Source organism: Pseudomonas sp. S37, from assembly GCF_016658545.1.
Taxonomy (GTDB): Bacteria; Pseudomonadota; Gammaproteobacteria; order Pseudomonadales; family Pseudomonadaceae; genus Aquipseudomonas.
On record NZ_JACVZC010000038.1, the window covers coordinates 13,247 to 37,354 of the forward strand.

At 63.2% G+C, this 24,108-nt stretch carries 23 protein-coding genes; 13 read left to right on the forward strand and 10 right to left on the reverse strand.

The features are described from left to right. Positions 1-10: 10 nt before the first annotated feature. The 8 genes from IAE39_RS14135 to IAE39_RS14170 all read right to left on the reverse strand — a co-directional run bounded on the left by IAE39_RS14135 (position 11) and on the right by IAE39_RS14170 (position 7,146). Positions 11-226: a TOBE domain-containing protein gene (locus IAE39_RS14135; RefSeq protein ID WP_003255829.1), complete on the reverse strand. Its 216-nt coding sequence runs from the start codon at positions 224-226 to the stop codon at positions 11-13. 27 nt (positions 227-253) lie between these two features. Next, positions 254-1,066 (reverse strand): aliphatic sulfonates ABC transporter ATP-binding protein, encoded by an 813-nt coding sequence (gene ssuB, locus IAE39_RS14140; RefSeq protein ID WP_201203373.1) that lies wholly within the window; start codon positions 1,064-1,066, stop codon positions 254-256. Further along, positions 1,063-1,860 (reverse strand): aliphatic sulfonate ABC transporter permease SsuC, encoded by a 798-nt coding sequence (gene ssuC / locus IAE39_RS14145; protein WP_054913222.1) that lies wholly within the window; start codon positions 1,858-1,860, stop codon positions 1,063-1,065. The genes ssuB and ssuC overlap by 4 nt, the downstream gene beginning before the upstream one ends. A gap of 10 nt (positions 1,861-1,870) precedes the next feature. Beyond that, a complete protein-coding gene (gene ssuD / locus IAE39_RS14150) occupies positions 1,871-3,019 on the reverse strand; it encodes an FMNH2-dependent alkanesulfonate monooxygenase (protein ID WP_201203374.1) in 1,149 nt (382 codons plus the stop codon). A gap of 59 nt (positions 3,020-3,078) precedes the next feature. Continuing rightward, positions 3,079-4,044, reverse strand: a complete 966-nt coding sequence (locus tag IAE39_RS14155; RefSeq protein ID WP_201203375.1) for a sulfonate ABC transporter substrate-binding protein — start codon at positions 4,042-4,044, stop codon at positions 3,079-3,081. Positions 4,045-4,128: 84 nt separating this feature from the next. Further along, positions 4,129-4,722 (reverse strand): NADPH-dependent FMN reductase, encoded by a 594-nt coding sequence (gene ssuE / locus IAE39_RS14160; protein ID WP_201203376.1) that lies wholly within the window; start codon positions 4,720-4,722, stop codon positions 4,129-4,131. A gap of 288 nt (positions 4,723-5,010) precedes the next feature. Further along, positions 5,011-5,649: a peroxiredoxin gene (locus IAE39_RS14165; protein ID WP_201203377.1), complete on the reverse strand. Its 639-nt coding sequence runs from the start codon at positions 5,647-5,649 to the stop codon at positions 5,011-5,013. A gap of 168 nt (positions 5,650-5,817) precedes the next feature. Beyond that, positions 5,818-7,146, reverse strand: a complete 1,329-nt coding sequence (locus IAE39_RS14170) for an OprD family porin (RefSeq protein ID WP_201203379.1) — start codon at positions 7,144-7,146, stop codon at positions 5,818-5,820. Between the two features lie 567 nt (positions 7,147-7,713). Between IAE39_RS14170 and tauA the strand changes: the two genes are divergently transcribed. From tauA to tauD, 4 genes are read left to right on the forward strand one after another with little or no spacing between them, the layout of a single operon-like run. After that, positions 7,714-8,685, forward strand: coding sequence for a taurine ABC transporter substrate-binding protein (gene tauA / locus IAE39_RS14175; protein ID WP_201203381.1), 972 nt, complete (start codon positions 7,714-7,716; stop codon positions 8,683-8,685). A 13-nt stretch (positions 8,686-8,698) separates the two neighbouring features. Next, the gene (gene tauB, locus IAE39_RS14180) at positions 8,699-9,487 is read left to right on the forward strand and encodes a taurine ABC transporter ATP-binding subunit (protein WP_201203383.1); all 789 of its coding nucleotides are present in this window, start codon (positions 8,699-8,701) and stop codon (positions 9,485-9,487) included. Continuing rightward, positions 9,484-10,323, forward strand: coding sequence for a taurine ABC transporter permease TauC (tauC, locus tag IAE39_RS14185; protein ID WP_201203385.1), 840 nt, complete (start codon positions 9,484-9,486; stop codon positions 10,321-10,323). The genes tauB and tauC overlap by 4 nt, the downstream gene beginning before the upstream one ends. Before the next feature lie 48 nt (positions 10,324-10,371). Continuing rightward, a complete protein-coding gene (gene tauD / locus IAE39_RS14190; RefSeq protein WP_201203389.1) occupies positions 10,372-11,205 on the forward strand; it encodes a taurine dioxygenase in 834 nt (277 codons plus the stop codon). A gap of 119 nt (positions 11,206-11,324) precedes the next feature. Here the strand turns inward: tauD and betT are convergent, their stop codons facing one another. Beyond that, positions 11,325-13,286, reverse strand: coding sequence for a choline transporter BetT (gene betT / locus IAE39_RS14195; RefSeq protein ID WP_201203420.1), 1,962 nt, complete (start codon positions 13,284-13,286; stop codon positions 11,325-11,327). A gap of 333 nt (positions 13,287-13,619) precedes the next feature. Beyond that, positions 13,620-14,552, reverse strand: coding sequence for a serine O-acetyltransferase EpsC (epsC, locus tag IAE39_RS14200; RefSeq protein ID WP_201203391.1), 933 nt, complete (start codon positions 14,550-14,552; stop codon positions 13,620-13,622). A 390-nt stretch (positions 14,553-14,942) separates the two neighbouring features. On the opposite strand from epsC, the gene tcyJ reads away from it, so the two are divergent. The 9 genes from tcyJ to IAE39_RS14245 all read left to right on the forward strand — a co-directional run bounded on the left by tcyJ (position 14,943) and on the right by IAE39_RS14245 (position 24,001). Further along, positions 14,943-15,737: a cystine ABC transporter substrate-binding protein gene (gene tcyJ / locus IAE39_RS14205; protein WP_201203393.1), complete on the forward strand. Its 795-nt coding sequence runs from the start codon at positions 14,943-14,945 to the stop codon at positions 15,735-15,737. Continuing rightward, a complete protein-coding gene (gene tcyL / locus IAE39_RS14210; RefSeq protein WP_201203395.1) occupies positions 15,734-16,402 on the forward strand; it encodes a cystine ABC transporter permease in 669 nt (222 codons plus the stop codon). Before tcyJ ends, tcyL begins: the two co-directional genes overlap by 4 nt. Positions 16,403-16,404: 2 nt before the next feature. Continuing rightward, positions 16,405-17,163, forward strand: coding sequence for an L-cystine ABC transporter ATP-binding protein TcyN (tcyN, locus tag IAE39_RS14215; RefSeq protein WP_019096908.1), 759 nt, complete (start codon positions 16,405-16,407; stop codon positions 17,161-17,163). Between the two features lie 326 nt (positions 17,164-17,489). Then, positions 17,490-18,731, forward strand: a complete 1,242-nt coding sequence (locus IAE39_RS14220; RefSeq protein WP_201203397.1) for an SfnB family sulfur acquisition oxidoreductase — start codon at positions 17,490-17,492, stop codon at positions 18,729-18,731. Between the two features lie 153 nt (positions 18,732-18,884). Beyond that, positions 18,885-20,066, forward strand: coding sequence for an SfnB family sulfur acquisition oxidoreductase (locus IAE39_RS14225; RefSeq protein ID WP_201203399.1), 1,182 nt, complete (start codon positions 18,885-18,887; stop codon positions 20,064-20,066). Beyond that, positions 20,066-21,463 (forward strand): LLM class flavin-dependent oxidoreductase, encoded by a 1,398-nt coding sequence (locus tag IAE39_RS14230; RefSeq protein ID WP_201203401.1) that lies wholly within the window; start codon positions 20,066-20,068, stop codon positions 21,461-21,463. The genes IAE39_RS14225 and IAE39_RS14230 overlap by 1 nt, the downstream gene beginning before the upstream one ends. Beyond that, entirely contained in the window at positions 21,456-22,256 is an 801-nt protein-coding gene (locus tag IAE39_RS14235) for a MetQ/NlpA family ABC transporter substrate-binding protein (protein ID WP_201203403.1), read from the forward strand. Before IAE39_RS14230 ends, IAE39_RS14235 begins: the two co-directional genes overlap by 8 nt. A gap of 1 nt (position 22,257) precedes the next feature. Further along, a complete protein-coding gene (locus IAE39_RS14240) occupies positions 22,258-23,367 on the forward strand; it encodes a methionine ABC transporter ATP-binding protein (RefSeq protein WP_201203406.1) in 1,110 nt (369 codons plus the stop codon). Next, positions 23,357-24,001, forward strand: coding sequence for a methionine ABC transporter permease (locus IAE39_RS14245; protein WP_008096606.1), 645 nt, complete (start codon positions 23,357-23,359; stop codon positions 23,999-24,001). The genes IAE39_RS14240 and IAE39_RS14245 overlap by 11 nt, the downstream gene beginning before the upstream one ends. Positions 24,002-24,108 lie beyond the last annotated feature (107 nt).

A 24,108-nucleotide genomic window follows, 5' to 3' on the forward strand; every position in this document is an offset into this window, starting at 1 on the left:
AGCAGGCCAATCACAACTTGGCGATAGACACTTCCGTCGACTTCACAAAGGCAATCACTTCACTGCCCACCTGCAGCTCCAGCTCACGCACGGAGCGGGTGGTGATCACCGAAGTGACGATGCCCGACGCCGTCTGCACGTCGATTTCCGACAGTACCGGCCCTTCGAGGATTTCTTTCACAGTGCCTTTGAACTGGTTGCGAACGTTGATGGCTTTGATAGTCATGATTTGCTTCCTTTTGGCTTCTGGGATTCAGTGCGCCCAACGCAGTTGCGTGGGCAGAGGGGCTACAGGGTCCGGCTCGGGCGCAGCGCCCGGGGCCGACAGCACACGGTTGAGCACTTCGCTTTCCAGCGCAGCCAGGCGGTGCGAACCACGCGCCCGGGGCCGTGCCAGGTCGACAGTGAGGTCGAGCCCGACCTCGCCGTCTTCGATCAGGATCACCCGGTCAGCCACGGCAACCGCCTCGCTGACATCGTGGGTCACCAACAGCACGGTGAAGCCGTGCTGACGCCACAGGCGTTCGATCAGTTGCTGCATCTCGATACGGGTCAGGGCATCCAGCGCCCCCAGCGGCTCGTCCAGCAACAGCAGGCGCGGTTGGTGGATCAGTGCCCGGGCCAGCGCCACACGCTGCTTCTGGCCACCCGACAGCGCTGCCGGCCACTCATTGGCGCGGTCGGCAAGGCCAACCGCCTCCAGGGCATCCAGCGCTCGCGAGCGCCAGTCGCCAGACAGGCCCAGGCCCACGTTGTCGATCACCTTCTTCCAAGGCAGCAGGCGTGCATCCTGGAACATCAAGCGGGTTTCTTCGCGCGCTTCGTCCAGCGGCGCGGCACCAGCCAGCAACTGCCCGGCAGTGGGCTGGTCGAGCCCGGCCAGCAAACGCAGCAAGGTGCTTTTGCCGCAGCCGCTGCGGCCGACAATGGCCACGAACTGGCCGGCCGGAATGTGCAGGTCGATACCCTTCAATACTTCGCGCTGGCCAAAGGCCTTGCGCAAGCCGTTGGAGGCCAGCGGGATGCCACGCAGCAGGCGTGGCGGCTGTTCCTTGAGCACGGTCATGCGCCCTCCTTCTTCGCCACTTGATAGGCTGGGTGCCAGCGCAACCACACACGCTCCAGGCCGCGGGCGGCGAGGTCGGCGAGCTTGCCGAGCACGGCATACAGGACGATGGCCAGCACCACCACATCGGTCTGCAGGAATTCACGGGCGTTCATGGCCAGGTAACCGATGCCGGCGTTGGCCGAGATGGTTTCGGCGACGATCAGGGTCAGCCACATGAAGCCCAGGGCAAAGCGCACGCCCACCAGGATCGACGGCAGCGCCCCCGGCAGGATCACCTGGCGGAACAGGCTGAAGCCGGACAAGCCATAGCTGCGGGCCATTTCCACCAGCGCCGGGTCGACATTGCGAATGCCGTGGTAGGTGTTCAGGTAGATCGGGAACAACGTGCCCAGCGCGACCAGAAAGATCTTCGCCGACTCATCGATACCAAACCACAGGATCACCAGCGGGATCAGCGCCAGGTGCGGCACGTTGCGGATCATCTGCACCGAGCTGTCGAGCAGACGTTCGCCCCAGTTAGACAGGCCAGTGATGAAGCCCAGCACCAGGCCGATGCTGCCGCCGATGACGAAGCCCAGCCCGGCACGCCAGCCACTGATGGCCAGGTGGGTCCAGATGTCACCGCTGCGCACCAGCTCGACGCCGGCACTGACCACGGCGCTAGGCGCCGGCAAGATGCGCGTCGACAGCCAGCCAGCGCTGACCGCCAGCTGCCAGGCCGCCAGCAGCAGCACCGGCAGCGCCCATGGCGCCAGGCGCTGGGCAAGGTTGTTGGAAGTTGCACGACTCATGGCCTGGCCCTCAGCTCTGCGCAACGGACTTGGGCAGGATGTCGTTGGCCACCATCTCGCCGAACGGGCTCACGTAGCCGCCCGTCTTGGGTTGTTCCGGGCGGTTCACGTCAATGTGCGGGAACAGCAACTCGGCCACCCGGTACGACTCTTCCAGGTGCGGGTAGCCCGAGAAGATGAAGGTATCAATGCCAAGCGCAGCGTATTCCTTGACCCGCGCCGCAACGGTCGGGCCATCACCCACCAGCGCGGTACCGGCACCGCCTCGCACCAGGCCAACACCCGCCCACAGGTTGGGGCTGACCTCCAGGTTGTCGCGGTTGCCGTTGTGGAGGGCAGCCATGCGCTGCTGGCCCACCGAGTCGAAGCGCGCCAGCGAGGCCTGGGCACGGGCAATGGTGTCATCGTCCAAGTGCGAAATCAGGCGGTCGGCGGCGGCCCAGGCTTCTTCGTTGGTTTCGCGCACGATCACGTGCAGGCGGATACCGAAGCGTACTTCACGGCCTTGAGCAGCGGCTTTTTTGCGCACTTGGGCGATCTTCTCGGCCACGGCTGCCGGTGGCTCACCCCACGTCAGGTACAACTCGACCTGTTCAGCCGCCAGGTCTTGGGCGGCTTCGGACGAACCGCCGAAATACAGCGGCGGCCGTGGCTGCTGAATCGGCGGATAGAGCAGCTTGGCGCCCTTCACCTGGATGTGCTTGCCGTCGTAGTCGACGTTTTCGCCTTCCAGCACCTTGCGCCAGATACGGGTGAACTCGACCGAGGCTTCATAGCGCTCCTGGTGGTTCAGGTGCAGGCCGTCGCCAGCCAGCTCGTCCGGGTCGCCACCGGTTACCAGGTTGAACAGCGCCCGGCCGTTGGACAGGCGGTCCAAGGTTGCAGCCTGACGTGCTGCCACAGTCGGCGAAATAATGCCGGGGCGCAGCGCGACCAGGAACTTCAGGCGCTGGGTTACCGGGATCAGCGATGCCGCGACCAGCCAGGAGTCCTCGCAGGAACGTCCGGTCGGGATCAGCACGCCACCAAAGCCGAGGCGGTCAGCCGCCTGGGCGATCTGCTGCAGGTAGCCGTGATCAACGGCGCGTGCGCCATCGGAAGTGCCCAGGTACTTACCGTCACCGTGCGTAGGCAGGAACCAGAAAATGTTAAGGCTCATTGGAGTTGTCTCCTCAAGGGTGGCTCAGCCAGGGCGGCGCCCCGGCACGGGCGAATCAATCAAGGCGCGCTAGCGACCTTGGCCGGGGGTGTCCAGATCACGTCCTTGATGCTCAGCGGCTTGGGTATGAGCTTGAGCGCCTGGAAGGTGTCGGCGATTTTCTGTTGTGCGGCCACCACCTCAGGGGTCAACGGCGCAGCGCCATAGCCCTGGCGCTTGACCGAGGTCAGGGTGATGTCGGCAGGCAGGCCGAGCAGTGGTGCGACCTGGTCGGTCACCTCCTGCGGGTTGGCCTGGGACCATTCGCCCACGGCGCGCACTTCCTCGATCACGGTGTTGATCACCGCCGGGTGCTGGGTCGCGTAGTTGCGGGTGGCGAGGTAGAACTGATGGTTGTCGACAAGGCCATTGCCGTCACGCAGGGTGCGCGCCTGCAACTGTTGCTCGGCGGCGGCCTGGTACGGGTCCCAGATCACCCAGGCATCTACACTGCCACGCTCGAAGGCGGCGCGGGCGTCGGCCGGCGGCAGGTAGACGGGCTGGATATCACTGTATTTGAGGCCGGCGTCTTCCAGGGCGCGCACCAGCAGGTAGTGCACGTTGGAGCCTTTGTTGAGGGCGACTTTCTTGCCCTTGAGGTCTTTCACCGACTGGATCGACGAGCCCTTCGGTACCAGGATCGCCTCGCTGTGCGGGGCCGGCGGCTCGTAGGCCACATACAGCAAGTCAGCGCCAGCGGCCTGGGCAAATACTGGCGGCGTCTCGCCGGTGACACCGAAATCGATCGAGCCGACGTTCAGCCCTTCAAGCAGCTGCGGGCCGCCCGGGAACTCGGTCCACTGCACCTGAATGCCCTGCTCGGCCAGGCGCTTCTCGAGCGTGCCCTTGGCCTTGAGCAGCACCAGGGTGCCGTATTTCTGATAACCGATACGCAGGCTCTCGGCCTGGGCTTGGGTAATGGCGCCGAAGGACACAGCCGCCGCAAACAGGGCGACCAGACCGCGACGCAAGAAGACTGTGCGCATGGCGCTCTCCTGTGCGATGGGGTTCGGGTTGCACCTGCTTGCCTCGTTGTCGGGCCAGTAAGGTGGTGAAGCGGGTTGGACCGGTCAGATGCTCCAGCGAGCGCTGATCAGCCGTTCATTCAGTACGCCGGGGGCCACGGGCCGCGGCCGACGGGCCAGGGCAACGTGGAAGGTTTCCAGCGAGTCCTGCAGGCGTTCTTCCAGCGCGGGTACCAGCTGCGCGGGCTTGCTGCCTTCTGCGTAAGCGACCTGGCTGTCATCGGCGAAGATCCCTTGCAGGGTCTCCTGCGCCTTGAGTGCCGACAGCACGGGCTTGAGTGCGTAATCCACCGCCAGCATGTGGGCGATGCTGCCGCCGGTGGCGATCGGCAACACGATCTTGTGTGCCAGGGCGCGCTCGGGTAGCAGGTCGAGCAGGGTTTTCAGGGCACCGGCAAACGATGCCTTGTACACCGGCGTGGCGACGATCAGGCCATCGGCCTGGGCCACCAGTTGCTGGAAGTGCTGCACCTGCGGGCTGTCGAAACGGGCATGCAGCAGGTCTTCGGCGGGGAAGTCACGTACCTGGAACGTCACCACTTCGACGCCGCGATTCTGCAGCCACTGGCGCGAACGCTCCAGCAGCACGCCGGAGCGTGAACGTGGACTTGGGCTACCACCGATTGATACCACCAGCATTGCAGCGCTTCCTTGTGTTCTGTTGGGAGTGACATTAACAGCCGTCGCATATATCTAGAAATCATATTTTTTCATTTGTTTATTCCATTTGGATTATTTTCTGTGCCGGCCCTTTCGCGGGTGAACCCGCTCCCACAGGGACACCACAAACCTTGAGCACTGCGCTTGACCTATGGGAGCGGGTTTACCCGCGAAGAAGCCCACGCGGTTTTCAGCAGGCATAAAAAAGGGCCGTCGAAACGGCCCGAAAATCCCTGCTTGGCTAAGAGCAATGCAACGAGGAATGCGTTAACGATTTGGCTGCGGGGTCAGGCGCAGATAGGGTTTGACCGCCCGATACCCTTTGGGGAAGCGCTGCTTGATCTCTTCCTCGTCCTTCAGCGAAGGCACGATCACCACGTCGTCGCCGTCCTGCCAGTTACCTGGCGTGGCCACCTTGTGGTTGTCGGTCAGCTGCAGCGAGTCGATCACCCGCAGGATTTCGTTGAAATTGCGCCCGGTACTGGCCGGGTAGGTGATGGTCAGGCGCACCTTCTTGTTCGGGTCAATGACGAACAGCGAGCGCACCGTCAGGGTGTCGCTGGCATTCGGGTGGATCAGGTCGTACAGGTCGGACACCTTGCGGTCGGCGTCGGCGATGATCGGGAAGTTGACCACGGTGTTCTGGGTCTCGTTGATGTCATCGATCCACCTGTGGTGCGAGTCGACCGGGTCCACCGACAGGGCGATGGCCTTGACCCCGCGCTTGGCGAAATCGTCCTTGAGCTTGGCAGTCAGGCCCAGCTCGGTGGTGCACACCGGCGTGAAGTCGGCCGGGTGAGAGAACAACACCCCCCAGCTGCTGCCCAGCCACTCGTGGAAGCGGATCTTGCCTTCGCTGGAATCCTGTTCGAAATCGGGGGCGATATCGCCGAGTTTGAGGCTCATGGGCTGCGGCTCCTGTGCTGGGTTCTGTACACCGTGTGGGTTCAATGTGCCTGCATTCGGTTGAAAACAAAAAGAATAAATATTGATTTGTTTATAACCATAACGCATACGAAATTGCAGGCACAAAAAAGCCTCGCACTAGGCGAGGCTTCTTGAGTCAGCTACGGCTTACAGGAAGTTGTAAGTGTAGTTGAAGATCAGACGGGTCTGATCCTGGTCAGCCAGCGAGCTGGTGCCGGTGCCACGGTATACGCCGTGACGCAGGCTGGCGCCCAGGCCCTTGAAGGTGCCTTCCTGGATGACGTAGTCAACGCGAGCGTCGCGTTCCCATTCGCTGAAGGTGCCGTTGCCGTTGGCGTTCTTGCCGTCTTCACCTTTCAGGTAGGCAACCGAGGCTTTCAGGCCCGGTACGCCCAGACGCGCGAAATCATACGAGTACTGACCGAAGGTGGTGTTTTCACCGGCCTTGGCGAACTGGTTGATCATGCTGTCGGTGAACAGGTAGAAGCTGGCACCGCCGGCGCCTTCCGGACGGCCATTGCCGTCAACCACGTTGCCCTGGTTCAGCCAGACGAAGCCACCGTCATCATTGACACGCTGGTGGCCGAGCAGGAACGCGTGGCCACCCAGGGTGTAGGTGAAGATCGCGGACCAGGTCTTGTTGTCGACCTCGCCGGCGTTCTTGGCGTAACCGCCGTTGTTGCTGAAGCGGTAGCCGGCTTCACCGTTCTTGCCGTCGCTGCTGCTGTCGAAGTAGCGCAGGTCGGTCTTGAACGACTGGTCGTCAGCAATCTTGAACACATGGGTAGCGCCCAGGAAGTGCTGCTTGTAGAAGTCTTCCAGGTTCGAGTAGTAGTACTGCAGGGTCAGGTCTGGAGTGAGCTTGTAGTCCAGGCCGCCGTAGCGGAACTTGTTGCTGTCCTGGGTCGCGCCTGCTACCGACAGACCGGTACGGTTGCTCGACGCACGGCCCATGGCGTGGGTCAGTTGGCCGGCGTTGATGGTCAGGTTGTCGATTTCCTTCGACTGGATGGTGCCACCCTCGAAGGTTTGCGGCAGCAGACGGCCATCGTTGGAGACCAGGATCGGCAGGTTCGGCGCCAGGGCGCTACCGTAGTGAACTTCAGTCTTCGAGAAGCGAGCCTTGGCGTTGGCGCCAACGCGAGCCCACTGGCTTACAGCCGAGCCATCGCTATCGCTTGGGAAGAAGGTGCCGACATCCGGGTGCTTGCCACGGCCACCATCCAGGTGGATACCCCACAGGGCCTGGGCATCGACACCAAAGCCAACGGTGCCTTCGGTGAAGCCGGAGATGTAGTCGAGCTTGAAGCCCTGACCCGACTCACGGTTGTCGGCACCGCCATCACGGTTGTCGTTGTTGAAGTACATGGTGCGCGAGCTGAGCGACAGTTTGCTGTCTTCAACGAAACCGGCAGCGCCTGCTGTTTGGGCGAAAACCCCCAGTGCCACGGCCACGGCCAGGCTGGACTTGTACATGTTTTGCTCCTCTACGTTCTAATTCTTGTATCTCTCTGGCGGAGGGGTCTTATGCCCCGCTCACCGTGGATTGGCGATTTAGTCCCAAAGCGTGACCCTTAAGTCAATCGTTTCTAAACGTTTCGCGACTTTGGTCTAAGACGTCACCTGCGCTACAGGATAATGACAATCCTATAAATCCAAAATGACCGTTTTATGAATTTGTAAGATTTTTACGGAATATGTTTGAAACCTTTACTGCCATTCGTTGTAGTGAACCCTATCATCCATAACCATTGGTTATTTGCAAACGTTTGCTCATAACCTAATTCCGTATTGATCTATAGGGACGAAAGAGCCTAGCAGGCTGCTCTGATTTCGCCATTGATCCAGGTTATGGCCTCATGAATTCAGGTTACGGCCCCATCGCGACACAAGGCCGCTCCTACAGGGGACCGCATCACGGCGACCTGAATCTTAAGGCCTTTGCCTCCTAAGCTAATGCAAAAAAGTTATTTATTTTAAATTTCTTAGATCATTTAGCCTTCTCGCCATCCATTCCCCAGTTTGCCTGACGAGAGGTTCACCATGATCCCGCACGCCCCGCTGCGCCTGTTCGCCGCCCTGACCCTCGCCAGCACCAGCTGGCTGGCCCAGGCGGCCGACCTGACCGTTGCCTACCAGACCACCGTCGACCCGGCCAAAGTGGCGCAGGTGGATGGCGACTACGAAAAAGCCAGCAAGGCCAGCATCGACTGGCGCAAATTCGATAACGGCGCCGACGTGATCACCGCAGTGGCCAGCGGCGACGTGCAGATCGGCTACCTGGGTTCCAGCCCACTGGCCGCTGCTGCCACCCGCAAGCTGCCGGTCGAGACCTTTTTGATCGCCACGCAGATTGGCGCCGGCGAAGCACTGGTCGCCCGCGACAGCATCAAGACGCCACAAGACCTGGTCGGCAAGAAAGTCGCCGTGCCGTTCGTCTCCACCGGCCACTACAGCCTGCTGGCGGCCCTGAAAAGCTGGAACATCGACCCGTCCAAGGTGCAGATCCTCAACCTTGCACCCCCGGCGATCATTGCCGCCTGGAAACGCGGCGACATCGACGCCACCTACGTCTGGGACCCGGCCCTGGGCGTGGCCAAGGAAAACGGCAAGGTGCTGATCACCTCTGGCGAGCTGGCCGCAAAAGGCGCACCTACTTTCGATGCCTGGATTGTGCGCAAGGACTTCGCCGAGAAGCACCCCGACGTGGTCAAGGCTTTCGCCAAAGTCACCCTCGATGCTTACGCCGATTACCGCAAAGACCCGCAAGCCTGGCTGGCTGACAAGGGCAACGTAGACAAACTGGTGAAGCTGTCCGGCGCCAAAGCCAGCGACATTCCGGTGCTGCTGGAGGGCAACGTCTACCCACTGGCCGCCGACCAGGCCAGCGCACTGGGCGCACCTACCACCCAGGCACTAACCGACACGGCCAACTTCCTCAAGCAGCAAGGCAAGGTTGACGCCGTACTGCCGGACTACTCGCCGTACGTCAGCGCCAAGTTCCTTCCAAACTGATCCGGAGCCCGCCATGGCCTTGCTCGAGCTGGAGCGCATCAGCGCACAGTACCCCGGTGCCGCCACCCCGGTACTGGCCGACATCAACCTGAGCCTGGGGCCGCGCCAACTGCTGGTGGCCCTGGGGCCATCCGGCAGCGGCAAGACCTCGCTGCTCAACCTGATCGCCGGTTTCGTTACCCCCAGTGGCGGCCGCATCACCCTCGACGGTGTGCCGGTGCAAGGGCCTGGAGCCGAGCGCGGCGTAGTGTTCCAGGACGACGCGCTACTGCCCTGGCAGAACGTGCTGGGCAACGTCGCCTTCGGCCTGGAGCTGGCCGGCGTACCGCGCGCCGAGCGTGAAGCCAAAGCCCGCGAGATGCTGGCCCTGGTCGACCTCGCCGGTTTCGGCGAGCGGCGCATCTGGCAACTGTCCGGCGGCCAGAAGCAACGCGTGGGCCTGGCCCGGGCGCTGGCAGCCGACCCACGGGTGCTGTTGATGGACGAACCGTTCGGCGCCCTTGATGCCTTCACCCGCGAGCAGATGCAGGAGTTGCTGCTGCAGGTATGGCAGCGCACCGCCAAGCCGGTGTTCCTGATTACCCACGACATCGAAGAGGCGGTGTTCCTGGCCAGCGAACTGGTACTGCTGGCGCCCAACCCGGGCCGCGTGGTGGAACGCCTGCAACTGGACTTCGGCCAGCGCTATGCCGCTGGCGAATCGGCCCGGGCGATCAAGTCCGACCCGGCCTTCATCGAAACCCGCGAGCATGTACTGGCGCGGGTGTTCTCCCAACGCCAAAGCCTGCAGGAGCGCGCATGAGCAGCCTGGACCTGCCGGTTACCGGCAAACACAACGCCCAACCCCGGCCAGCCACCAAGCTGCGCCGCCCACTGTCCACCCGCTGGATCAGCACCCTGACCCTCGCCAGCCTGTTGCTGGCCTGGTGGCTGGTGACTGCCGCCGGCTGGGTCGAGCCGCTGTTCCTGCCCTCGCCCGGCGACATCCTGGCCAAGGGCTGGACCTTGCTGACCCAGGGTTACATGGATGCCAGCCTGTGGCAGCACCTGGGCGCCAGCCTGGGGCGCATCGGCGTGGCCCTGCTGGCCGCCACGCTGACCGCCATCCCGGTGGGCATCGCCATCGGCTACAACCGCGTGGCACGCGGCATCCTCGACCCGCTGATCGAGTTCTACCGGCCGATCCCGCCGCTGGCCTACCTGCCGCTGATCGTCATCTGGTGCGGCATCGGCGAGCTGTCGAAGGTGCTGCTGATCTTCCTGGCCATCTTCGCCCCGATCGCCATTGCCACCGCCACCGGCGTGCGCACGGTCGACCCGGCCAAGCTGCGTGCCGCGCAGTCGCTGGGCGCCAGCAAGGCGCAACTGATCCGCCACGTGATCCTGCCCAGCGCGCTGCCCGACATCCTCACCGGCATCCGCATTGGCCTGGGGGTTGGCTGGTCGACCCTGGTCGCCGCCGAACTGATCGCCGCCACCAGCGGCCTGGGCTTCATGGTGCAGTCGGCGGCGCAGTTCCTGGTCACCGATGTGGTGGTGCTGGGCATCCTGCTGATTGCCCTGATCGCCTTCGCCCTGGAAATGAGCCTGCGTGCCCTGCAACGCAAGCTGGTGCCTTGGCACGGGCAGAGCCACTGAACCCTATTGTCCACGCCAGCACACTGGCGCCTGATTGAAGAGACCGACATGAGCCTGACCATCACTCCCCTCAGCCCGGCGCTCGGCGCCCAGATCAGCGGCGTGGACATCAGCCGCGACATCACCGCAGAACAACGCGACGCCATTGAACAGGCGCTGCTGCGGCACCAGGTGCTGTTCTTCCGCGACCAGCCGATCAACCCGGAACAACAGGCGCGCTTTGCCGCCCGCTTCGGCGACCTGCACATCCACCCGATCTACCCCAACGTGCCGGACACCCCGCAGGTGCTGGTGCTCGACACGGCGGTCACTGATGTACGCGACAACGCCGTGTGGCACACCGACGTGACCTTCCTGCCAACCCCGGCACTGGGTGCGGTGCTCAGTGCCAAGCAGTTGCCGGCCTACGGTGGCGACACCTTGTGGGCCAGCGGCATTGCTGCCTTCGAAGCCTTGTCGGCGCCGCTGCGGGACATGCTCGATGGGCTGACCGCTACTCACGACTTCACCAAGTCGTTCCCGCTGGAGCGCTTTGGCACCACAGCTGAAGACCTCGCGCGCTGGGAAGCCACGCGGCGTAACAACCCGCCGTTGTCGCACCCGGTGGTGCGTACGCATCCGGTGAGCGGGCGCAAGGCGTTGTTTGTCAATGAGGGGTTCACCACGCGCATCAATGAGCTGAGCGAGCTGGAGAGCGAGGCGTTGCTGAAGCTGCTGTTCGCCCATGCCACGCGGCCGGAGTTCAGCATTCGCTGGCGCTGGCAGGAGAATGATGTGGCGTTCTGGGATAACCGCGTGACCCAGCATTTTGCGGTGGATGATTACCGGCCCAATCGGCGGGTGATGCATCGGGCGACCATTCTGGGGGATGCGCCCTTTTAGTGGTGACCTGGGCCGGCCTCTTCGCGGGTGAACCCGCTCCCACAGGTACACCACAAGGCTCAGGATCTGTGGGGTCCATGTGGGAGCGGGTTTACCCGCGAAGAGGCCAGTACAGGTTGTCACCTGACCAGATGCAGGTACTGCATGTGCCGCTCGTACTGGTCGAGGATGTCGTTGATGATCTGCTCCTTGCTGTAGCCCACCAGGTCATAGTTCTGGCTGCCTTCGCTCAGATGCACCTCGGCCCGGTAGTAGCGGCGGTTCTTCAACTCCTGCGTACCCAGCCCGCCCAGGGCGAACGATGGCGTGAAGTAACCACGCATCTGTACCTGGTAAATGAACGGTTGCTCCTCACCATGGCCGATCTTCAGGCTGACGTTGTCGTGGCTCGGGTCGTCCTGGGTAATCAGCACCAGGCCCTTCTGCTCGAAAACTTCACGCACATCGGCAATCGCCGGGCGCACCACGTCGTCCATGAAGCGGTACACCTCGTCACGCGACGGGAAGTGCACGGCCTGGCTGAGGCGCTGGCGCCAGCCACCACGGCCACGGCGTGACTGGGCGAACGGCGCCAGCGAGTGCATCTGCGCGATCTGCCGTTGCGACTCCAGGTAAAACGCCTTGTGCAGCCCCCACATCATGCACAACAGAATCAGCGAGAACGGCAACGAGGTCAGCACCACCGCCGACTTAAGCGAATCGATGCTGCCGGCGAACAACAGCGCACTGGTGATCAGCGCGGTCATTGCGCCCCAGAAGATGCGCAGCCAGTTCGGCCCGTCTTCGTCGGCATCGCCCCCCTTGGCCGACAAGGTCGACAGCACCACGGTGCCCGAGTCGGCCGATGTGACGAAGAACACGAAACTGATGAATACCGTGGTGGCGATTACCGCCTTGCTCCAGGGGTAGGTCTCCAGCAGCAGGTACAGGCTCATCGAAGGGTTATCCAGCGCCGATTGGCCCAGCGCAGTCATACCGTGGTTGATCACCTGGTCGAGGGCGCTGTTGCCGAAGATCGACATCCACGCCAGGGTGAAGCCCAGCGGGATCAGCAGCACGCCAAAGACGAACTCGCGGATGGTACGGCCACGGGAGATACGGGCGATGAACAGCCCCACGAACGGCGCCCAGGCAATCCACCAGGCCCAGTAGAACACCGTCCAGCCGCCCAGCCAGTCACGGTTTTCACCATACGCGTACACGTCAAAGCTCTTGCGCGGCAAGGCGCCCAGGTAGTCACCCAGGTTCTGGATCAGGGTATTGAACAGGTGCTGGGTAGGCCCGGCGAACAACACGAACAGCAGCAGCGCGCAGGCCAGGAACAGGTTGATGTCGCTCATCACCCGCACGCCCTTCTCCACCCCGGCGACGGCCACGGCCACCGCCGCGCCCATCATCAGGGTAATGAGGATCACCTGCACCCATTGGCTGTGGCTGATGCCGAACAGGTAGTCGAGGCCGGCGTTCAGGTGCAGCACACCAAAGCCCATGTCGGCGCCCAGGCCGAACACCGTGGCGATGATGCCGAAACCGTCTACCGCGTAGCCGATCGGCCCGTTGATGCGCTTGCCGATCAGCGGGTACAGCGCCGAGCGCAGGGCCAACGGCAGGTTGTGCCGGTAGGCGAAATAGGCCAGCGCCATGCCGACGAAGGCGAATACGCCCCAGCCATGCAGGCCCCAGTGCAGGAACAGGATCTGCATCGCCTGGCGCCCGGCCTCGGCCGTGCCTGCTTCACCTTGAGGCGGTTGCAGCATGTGGGTCAGCGGTTCGGACACGCAGAAGAAGAACAGTGTAATGCTGATGCCAGCGGCGAACAGCATGCCGGCCCATGACAGGTAGCTGAACTCGGGTTCGTCGTGGTCGGCACCGAGCTTGATCTTGCCGTAGCCGGACAAGGCGGTGACCACCACGAAGACCAGGTACAGCGTCATCGCCAGCATGTAGTACCAGCCGACCGTGTTGGCCGCCCAGTTCTGCGCCGCCAGCAACCAGTCGCCTGCAGCTTGCGGGTTGGAGATGACCACCAGGCCGAAGATGAGGATGAAGCTTGCCGCAAAGTAGAACACAGGGGGGTTCATGCGGATCTTGCCATTGGCAAGGGAAGGGGTCGGTGCACTCATCGGGCGTGCACCTCGTCAAATGACGTGAGGTTCGGAATGAACGGGTTCAGCAAAGGAATCCTCCTGTTGAACACCGGCAGCGGACCAGCGTTTTTTCATTGAACAAGCGTTCAAGTTAAACATGGATCGGATTTCAATGCGAATTGGGGCGCTGATTGGTGTACGCCTGTTGTGGCCTATTCGCGGGTAAACCCGCTCCCACAGGGACCTTACAACAATTGATATTTGTGCAGTCCTTGTGGGAGCGGGTTCACCCGCGAATAGGCCACAACAGGCTAAACAAATGCCAGATCAATTCTTGTCCTGACAATCCAGCTGCAAATTGGCCTGGGTAATATTGCTTTCAGCCGGCACACTGCGGGTCAGCCACACATTGCCGCCAATGGTCGAACCTTTGCCGATGGTAATGCGCCCCAGCACCGTGGCCCCGGCGTAGATCACCACGTCGTCCTCGACAATCGGGTGGCGTGGGAGGCCTTTGTGCAAGGTGCCGGACTCGTCGCTGGGGAAGCGCTTGGCCCCCAGGGTCACTGCCTGGTAGATACGCACGCGCTCGCCGATGATTGCGGTTTCGCCAATCACCACCCCGGTACCATGGTCGATGAAGAAGCTCGGGCCGATCTGCGCCCCCGGGTGAATGTCGATGCCGGTGGCAGAATGTGCCAGCTCCGAACTGATCCGCGCCAGCAGCGGCAGGCCGGCCTGGTACAGGTGGTGGGCCAGGCGGTGGTGGATGATCGCCAAAATACCCGGGTAGCACAGCAGCACTTCATCGACGCTGCGCGCCGCCGGGTCGCCGTGGTAGGCGGCCAGCACGTCGGTGTCGAGCAATACACGCAAGTCTGGCAGCGCAGCCGCGAAACCCTGGACCAGGCTCAGCGCATGGGCATCGACGCCCGCCAGCTCAGCCTTGCTTTGCCGTGCGGCGTAGCGCAGCTCCAGGCGGGCCTGGGTCAACAGGGCAGTCAGCGCTGCATCCAGGGTATGGCCAACATAGAAGTCTTCACTTTCTTCGCGCAGGTCAACCGGGCCCAGGCGCATGGGGAACAGCGCGCCGCACAGTTGCTCCAGAATATGCCGCATCGCCTCGCGCGAAGGCAGTTCGCGCCCGCCCTGCTCGCCGCTGCTGCGGCCATTGCGGGTGCGCCATTGGTCACGGGCGCCGCGCAGGCCGGTGACGATGCTCTGCAACTGCCAGTGCCCGGATGAAAGTTGTTCGCTCACGGTTTTCTCCTGCCGTATTGGCCATCTGATTTTGTTGCCAGGCCCGGCCTCTTCGCGGGTAAACCCGCTCCCACAGGTACACCACAAGGCTCAGGACCTGTGGGGGCACTGTGGGAGCGGGTTTACCCGCGAAAGGGCCGGGCCTGCCTACATGCAATCCACTCTACGGCAAATCCGGCCCTTGGAAAAAACAACGCTTTATTCCATCCTGCGCTAAGTCAGGCATAAGCAGCGATGACGGCACAGGCAACCTCGCCTACCCTCAAAGCAGCAAGCACCTGGCAAAAATCCAAAAGGAAATAACAAAATAATTTTTTAGTATTTCCTGGCCTAAGCAGCCAACCCTATAGTCGCCACCCACTACTTACACAACAAGCGCGGGGCTCTGACATGTCGAAATTCGCCAAACCGCTACTCAACGCCAGCCTGGCACTGCTGCTGGGCGCCGGCCTGCTTGGCCAGGCCTTTGCCGGCGAGCAGTTGAAAACCATCCAGGAAAAGGGCGTGATCAACGTCGGCCTCGAAGGCACCTACCCCCCTTTCAGCTTCCAGGACGAGAACGGCAAGCTGACCGGCTTTGAAGTCGAGCTGTCCGAGTTGCTGGCCAAGGAGCTGGGGGTCAAGGCCAAGATCCAGCCGACCAAGTGGGACGGCATCCTCGCCGCACTGGAGTCCAAGCGCTTGGACGTGGTGGTCAACCAGGTGACCATCTCTGACGAGCGCAAGAAGAAGTACGACTTCTCCGAGCCCTACACCATCTCCGGCATCCAGGCGCTGATCCTGAAGAAGAAGGCCGAGCAGCTGAACATCAAGGGCGCACAGGACCTGGCCGGCAAGAAGGTCGGTGTGGGCCTGGGCACCAACTACGAGCAGTGGGTCAAAAAGGACGTGCCAAAGGCTGACGTGCGCACCTATGAAGACGACCCAAGCAAGTTCGCCGACCTGCGCAACGGCCGCATCGACGCCATCCTGATCGATCGCCTGGCCGCGCTGGAATACGCGCAAAAAGCCAAGGACACGGAACTGGCCGGCGAGGCCTTCTCGCGCCTGGAAAGCGGCGTGGCCCTGCGCAAAGGCGAGCCTGAACTGTTGGCCGCCCTGAACAAAGCCATCGACAAGCTCAAGGCTGACGGCACGCTGGCCAAACTGTCGGAAAAATACTTTGGTGCTGACGTCACCAAATGATTGCCGAAAGCCTGCAACTCGTTGTCGACTCCGCGCCCTTCCTGCTGAAGGGCGCGGGTTATACGGTGCTGCTCAGTGTTGGCGGGATGTTCTTCGGCCTGGTGCTGGGCTTTGCCCTGGCGCTGATGCGGCTGTCGAAGATCCTGCCGCTAAACTGGCTGGCGCGGGTCTACGTGTCGTTCTTCCGCGGCACGCCGCTGCTGGTGCAGCTGTTCGTGATCTATTTCGGCATGCCGCAGATCGGCATCGAACTCGACCCTATCCCGGCTTCGCTGATTGGCTTGTCACTGAACATGGCGGCCTACATCTGCGAAATCCTGCGCGCAGCCATCTCCTCCATCGACCGTGGCCAGTGGGAAGCCGCAGCCAGTATCGGCATGACCCGCGTGCAAGCCATGCGCCGGGCGATCCTGCCTCAGGCCTTGCGCACCGCACTGCCGCCACTGGGCAACAGTTTCATCTCGCTGGTCAAGGACACCGCCCTGGCGGCAACCATCCAGGTGCCCGAGCTGTTCCGCCAGGCGCAGCTGATTACCGCACGCACCTTCGAGGTGTTCACCATGTATGTGGCGGTCGCGGTGGTCTATTGGGTGCTGTGCAGCATCCTCGCGCACTTCCAGAACCGCATGGAAGCGCGGGTAAACCAGCATGACCAGGAGCACTGAGCATGATTGAAGTCAAAGGCCTGACCAAGCGGTTCAAGGGCCAGACCGTGCTCAACGGTATCGACCTGACCGTGCAGCCCGGCGAAGTGGTAGCCATCATCGGCCCCAGCGGCTCGGGCAAGACCACCTTCCTGCGCTGCCTGAACCTTTTGGAAACCCCCGATGCCGGGCAGATCAAGATCGGCGCCATCAGCATCGATGCCAACCGCCCGCTGGGTGGCCAGCAAAGTGCAATCCGCCGTTTGCGCCAGCAGGCCGGGTTCGTGTTCCAGAACTTCAACCTGTTCCCGCACCGCACCGCCCTGGAGAACGTGATCGAGGGGCCGGTGATCGTCAAGAAGACGCCCCGCGAGCAAGCCATCGAGCTGGGCCGGCGCCTGCTGGCCAAGGTCGGCCTGGCGGGCAAGGAAGACGCCTACCCCCGGCGCCTGTCGGGCGGCCAGCAGCAACGGGTGGCCATCGCCCGCGCGCTGGCCATGGAGCCGGAGGTGATCCTGTTCGACGAACCCACCTCGGCGCTGGACCCTGAACTGGTCGGTGAAGTACTGGCCACTATCCGCGGCCTGGCCGAGGAAAAACGCACCATGATCATCGTCACCCACGAAATGAGCTTTGCCCGCGATGTGGCGAACCGGGTGATCTTTTTCGACAAGGGCGTGATCGTGGAACAGGGCGAGGCCAAGGCGCTGTTTGCGGCGCCGAAGGAAGAGCGTACCCGGCAGTTCCTGCGTAAGTTCCTTGGGACTGCTGCTTCCGAGTAAGCCTGCTCTGGCCTCTTCGCGGGTGAACCCGCTCCCACAGGGACCGCACAGATCCTGAAGCGTGTGCATTACCTGTGGGAGCGGGTTTACCCGCGAATAGGCCGGCACATCCAACGCAAATCCCCCCTTCTATACATATTCCAAAAAGTTAATTTATAAACTTTTTATAAAGCATTAGGGTATATAAACCGGACCACCGGACCAACACACATCTGCCGCGACCAGCTGTAGCGGCATCACCCATTTGTGAGGTCAGGAATGGTCAGGATCACAATCACCCCAGTGCGTAACGCCAGGGCATTGAGTGCAGCCAAGGAGCGGCACTGATGTCCAGCCAGCCAAATACCCAATTCCATAGCGATCTCGACAGCTCGCCCCTGCTGCTGCCGGCCAAGGTACTGCGCAACGACGCCGAAGCCCTGCAAGCGGCCCGCGAACTGGCCGAGGTTGCCCGCGAGCAGGCCGCCCGCCGCGACCAGCAACGCAAACTGCCATGGGCCGAGATCGAGCTGTTCACCCGCAGCGGCCTGGGCAGCATCAACGTACCCAAGGCCTACGGCGGCCCCGACGTGTCGTTCGAAACCGTCGCCGAAGTGTTCCGCCTGATCAGCGCCGCCGACCCGGCCCTGGGGCAGATCCCGCAGAACCAGTTCGGCATGTTGCAACTGCTGCGCCTGACGGCCAGCGAAGCGCAACAGGCGATCATCTTCCGCAGCGTGCTCGATGGCTGGCGCATCGGCAATGCCGGGCCCGAACGCGGCACCAAGGACACCCTCACCCTCAAGGCTCGCATTAGCCGCGTTGGCGACAGCTATCGCATCAGCGGCGAAAAGTTCTATTCCACCGGCGCCCTGTTCGCCCACTGGGTGGCGGTAAAAGCCCTGGATGATGAAGGCCGCCAGCGCCTTGCCTTCGTGCGCCGGGGCAGCCCGGGGCTGCGCATCGTCGATGACTGGTCCGGGTTTGGCCAGCGCACCACTGCCAGCGGTACCGTGCTGCTGGACCAGGTGCCGGTGGATGCGGAGCTGGTGATCGACAACTGGCGCCAGCGCGATATTGCCAATATCCAGGGTGCCGCCTCGCAGCTGATCCAGGCGGCAATTGACGCGGGGATTGCCGAAGCGGCGATCGATGACGCGATCACGTTCGTCCGCGAAAAGTCCCGGCCGTGGATCGAAGCCAATGTCGAACGGGCCAGCGACGATCCTTATGTGATCGCCGACATCGGCCGCCTGAAGCTTGAGCTGCATGCGGCAGAAGCGTTGCTGCGCAAGGCGGCGCGGGTGCTCGACGAGGTCAATGCGGCGCCGATCGATGCTGAATCCGCAGCGCGGGCCTCGATCGCGGTGGCCGAGGCCAAGGTGCTGACCACCGAGATTGCCTTGCAGGCCAGCGAGAAGCTGTTCGAGCTGGCTGGCAGCCGCGCCACCCTTGCCGAGTTCAACCTCGACCGCCATTGGCGCAATGCCCGGGTGCACACCCTGCATGACCCGGTGCGCTGGAAGTACCACGCGGTCGGCGCTTACCACCTGAACGGCACCTTGCCTGCGCGGCATTCCTGGATCTGATTTGCAGGCCCTGGGGGCTGCTTTGCAGCCCATCGCGACACAAGGCCGCTCCTACAGGAATACGCGAGCCCATGCAGGTACGCGATTTCCTGTAGGAGCGGCCTTGTGTCGCGATGGGCCGCAAAGCGGCCCCAATGGCCTCGGAGTAAAACCATGACTACAAACATCATCACTGACGATACCCAAGCCCTGCAGGTCGCCGAAGACATCGCCCAACAACTGCGCCGCGACAGCGCCCTGCGCGACCGCGAACGTCGTCTGCCGCACGCCGAACTGGAGCTGTTCACCCGTTCCGGCCTATGGGCCATCAGCGTGCCCAAGGCCTTCGGCGGCGCCGGCGTGTCCAATGTCACCCTGGCCAAGGTCATCGCCCGCATCGCCCAGGCCGACGGCTCGCTCGGGCAGATCCCGCAAAACCATTTCTACGGCCTGGAAGTGCTGCGGGTAAACGGCAGCCCCGAACAGCAACAGCGCCTGTACGCCGAAGTACTGGCCGGCCGCCGTTTCGGCAACGCCCTGGCCGAACTGGGCACCAAAACCGCCAACGAGCGCACCACCCGCCTGAGCCGCGAAGGCGACGGTTTCCGCATCAACGGCCGCAAGTTCTACGCCACCGGGGCAATCTACGCCCAGCGCATTCCCACCTCGGTGGTCGACGAACACGGCGTGCAGCACCTGGCCTTCGTCCCGGCCGACAGCCAGGGCCTGCAGGTGATCGACGACTGGAGCGGCTTCGGCCAGCGCACCACCGGCAGCGGCTCGGTAGTGTTCGACAACGTCTATGTCAGCGCCGCCGACGTGGTGCCGTTCCAGAGCGCCTTCGAGCGCCCTACCCCGGTCGGCCCGCTGGCGCAGATCCTACATGCCGCCATCGACACCGGCATCGCCCGCGCTGCCTATGAAGATGCCCTGCACTTCGTACGCACCCGCAGCCGCCCGTGGGTCGACTCTGGCCTGGACAAGGCCACCGACGACCCGCTGACGCTGAAAAGCTTCGGCCACCTGGCGATCCGCCTGCATGCCGCCGAAGCCCTGCTGGAACGCGCCGGCGAATACCTCGACCGCGCCCGCGACGACAGCAGTGCCGACAATGTGGCTGCCGCGTCCATCGCCGTGGCCGAGGCACGCGCAATCAGCACCGAAATCTCCCTGGCCGCCGGCACTGCGTTGTTCGAACTGGGCGGCAGCCAGGCCACCCTGGCCGAGCACAACCTCGACCGCCACTGGCGCAACGCCCGCGTGCACACCCTGCACGACCCGGTGCGCTGGAAGTACCACGCCATCGGCAACTACTACCTCAACGATGCCAACCCGCCACGCCGGGGGACCATCTGATGGCCAGGCAGATCCTGCTCAATGCCTTCAACATGAACTGCATCGGGCACATCAACCACGGCCTGTGGACCCACCCACGGGACACCTCGACCCACTACAAGACCCTGGACTACTGGACCAACCTGGCACGCCTGCTGGAGCGCGGCCTGTTCGACGGGCTGTTCATTGCCGATATCGTCGGCACCTACGACATCTACGGGCAGTCGCTGGACGTGACCCTCAAGGAGTCGATCCAGTTGCCGGTCAACGACCCACTGTTGCTGGTCTCGGCCATGGCGGCGGTGACTCGCCACCTGGGCTTCGGCCTCACCGCCAACCTGACCTACGAGGCGCCGTACCTGTTCGCCCGACGCCTTTCCACCCTGGACCACCTGAGCAATGGCCGGGTCGGCTGGAACATCGTCACCGGCTACCTCGACAGCGCCGCCCGGGCCATGGGCCTGGCGCAGCAACCCGAGCATGACCGCCGCTACGACCAGGCCGAGGAGTACCTGCAGGTGCTGTACAAGCTGCTGGAAGGCAGCTGGGCCGACGACGCCGTGGTCGCCGACCGCGAGCAGCGCGTCTACGCCCGCCCCGACAAGGTGCGCAAGGTTGAGCACCAGGGAGAGTTCTACAACGTCGATGGCTACCACCTGTGCGAGCCTTCGCCGCAGCGCACCCCGGTACTGTTCCAGGCCGGCAGCTCGCAGCGTGGCCTGGCCTTCGCCGGCAACCATGCCGAATGCGTGTTCATCAGCGGCCAGGACAAGGCCGCCACCCGTGCCCAGGTCGACAAGGTACGCGCCGCTGCCCGTGCCGCCGGGCGCGACCCGCAGGCGGTCAAGGTGTTCATGGGTATCACGGTGATCGTCGCAACCACCGAGCAGGAGGCCCGGGCCAAGCATGCCGAGTACTTGCGCCATGCAAGCCCTGAAGCGGGCGTCGCGCACTTCGCAGCATCCACCGGTATCGACTTTGCGGCCTATGAACTGGACGAGCCAATCGGCTTCAGCCAGGGCAACGCCATCCAGTCCGCCACGCGCCAGTTACAGGACAGCGCCTGGACCCGCCGCCGCCTGCTTGAACAGCACGCCCTCGGTGGCCGCTACGTAACCTTGGTCGGCTCACCTGAGCAGGTGGCTGAGCAGTTGATCGCGTGGATCGATGAAACCGGCCTGGACGGTTTCAACCTGACCCGCACCGTCACCCCGGAAAGCTTCGAGGACTTCATCGACCTGGTCATCCCGCAACTGCAACAGCGTGGCCGCTACAAGACCGCCTACGCCGAAGGCACTCTGCGCCAGAAGCTGTTCCAGGCCGAGCACCCGCACCTGCCCGCCGACCACCCAGGTTCGGCATACCGCTTCACCCCAAACACTACCCCTGCCCCGACTGGAGCCCTGCACCATGCTTGAGAAACTGTTCCGGCCCGTCGCGGCCATTGCCATCAGCCTCGGCCTGTCTGCCACTGCCCTGGCCGCCGAACCCTTGAAAATCGGCACCACATCGGCCTTTGCCATCCCGCTGGAAGCCGCAGTGGAAGAAGCGCACAAGCAAGGCCTGGATGTGAAGCTGATCGAATTCAGCGACTGGATCGCGCCCAATGTCAGCCTCAACAGCGGCGACATCGACGTGAACTACTTCCAGCACATCCCGTTCCTGGAAAACGCCAAGGCAGCTGCGGGCTTCAACCTGGTGCCGTACGCACCGGGCATCATCAACAACGTCGGCCTGTACTCGAAAAAGTACAAAAGCTTCGCCGAGCTGCCTGAAGGCGCCAGCGTGGCCATCGCCAACGACCCGATCAACAGTGGCCGTGGCCTGCAACTGCTGGCCAAGGCCGGGTTGATCACGCTCAAGCCTGGGGTCGGCTACAAGGCCACCGAAGACGACATCGTCGCCAACCCGAAAAAGCTGAAGATCCTGCAGGTCGAGGCGGTGCAACTGGTGCGCGCCTATGACGACGCCGACCTGGTGCAGGGTTACCCGGCCTACATTCGCCTGGCCAACACCTTTGATGCAGGCTCCGCGCTGCTGTTCGACGGCCTGGAAAACAAGGAGTACGTGATCCAGTTCGTCATTCGCCCGCAGAGCAAGGATGACCCGCGCCTGGCCAAGTTCGTCGACATCTACCAACACTCGCCAGCTGTGCGCGCAGCGCTCGACAAAGCCCACGGCAAGCTCTACCAGGCCGGCTGGGAAGGCTGACATGAGCCAGGCCCGCGCGCTCAGGGCGCCCACCACCCAACCACTGCCGCCAACGGCCAGGGAGCAGGCCTTGCGCCCGGAGGTCAATGAAGCCCACGTGCGCTTCATCGGCCTGGGCAAGACCTACCCGGGCCAGGCGCAACCGGCTTTGCACGGCATCGACCTGAACATCCGCCATGGCGAGATTTTCGGCATCATCGGCCGCAGCGGCGCCGGCAAGTCGTCACTGCTGCGCACCATCAACCGCCTGGAACAACCCAGCCAGGGCCGGGTGCTGATCGACCAGGTGGACATCGCGCCGTTCGACGAGGACCAGTTGGTGGCCCTGCGTCGGCGCATCGGCATGATTTTCCAGCACTTCAACCTGATGTCGGCCAAGACCGTGTGGCAGAACGTCGAGCTGCCGTTGAAAGTAGCGGGCGTGGCCAAGGCCGAGCGCCAGCGCAAGGTGCGTGAGTTGCTGGAACTGGTCGGCCTGCAGGAAAAGCACCACGTCTACCCGGCGCAGTTGTCTGGCGGGCAGAAGCAGCGCGTAGGCATTGCCCGGGCGCTGGTGCATGACCCCGAGATCCTGCTGTGCGACGAGGCCACCTCGGCGCTGGACCCGGAAACCACCGCGTCCATCCTTGAACTGCTGCGCGACATCAACCGGCGCCTGGGCCTGACCATCGTGCTGATCACCCACGAAATGGCGGTTATCCGCGATATCTGCCACCGGGTAGTGGTGCTGGAACGCGGTGAAGTGGTCGAGCAGGGCGAGGTCTGGCGGGTATTTGGCTCACCACGCCACGAGGTCACCCGCACCTTGCTCGCGCCGCTGCAGGCCAAGTTGCCAGCCACGCTGCAAGCCAGCCTGCGGGCCAGCCCGGTGAGCCGCGACAGTGCTGTGGTGCTGAAGCTGACCTTGCTAGGCGAGCCGGAACTGTCGGCCCTGTTCAGCGACCTGGGCGGCCGCGTACGCCTGTTGCAGGGCGGCGTGGAAACCATTGGCGAGCATGCGCTGGGGCAACTGATCCTGTCGGTGCAGCACGCGCCGCACGACACCCATCAACTGCTGGAACGTGCCCGCCGCTGGGCCGAGGACGTGGAGGTACTGGGCCATGTGGTTTGATCGCCTGCTGGAAGGCCTGCTCGATACCCTGCTGATGGTCGGCGTATCGTCGCTGATTGCCCTGCTGGTGGGGGTACCGATGGCCGTGCTGCTGGTCACCAGCGATAAGGGAGGGATCTTCGAAGCGCCGCTGCTGAACCGGGTGCTGGGCGCCTTCGTCAACCTGTTCCGCTCGATCCCGTTCCTGATCCTGATGGTCGCGCTTATCCCCTTCACCCGCCTGGTGGTGGGCACCACCTATGGTGTGTGGGCTGCGGTGGTACCGTTGACCATTGCCGCCACGCCGTTCTTTGCGCGCATTGCCGAAGTCAGTTTGCGTGAAGTCGACCATGGCCTGGTGGAGGCCGCGCAAGCCATGGGCTGCCGGCGCTGGCACATTGTCTGGCATGTGTTGTTGCCTGAAGCGCTGCCCGGGATCGTGGGGGGGTTCACCATTACCCTGGTCACCTTGATTAACTCGTCGGCCATGGCTGGGGCGATCGGGGCTGGGGGGTTGGGCGACATTGCTTATCGGTATGGTTACCAGCGCTTTGACAGCCAGATCATGCTGACCGTGATTGCCATGCTGGTGGCGCTGGTGGCGCTGATCCAGCTGGGTGGGGATCGATTGGCGAAGGGTTTGAACAAGCGTTAGATCCGGGGGCTGCTTTGCAGCCCGATCGCGACGCAAGGCCGCTCCTACAGGCGACCGCACACCCATGTAGGAGCGGCCTTGCGTCGCGATCGGGCCGCAAAGCGGCC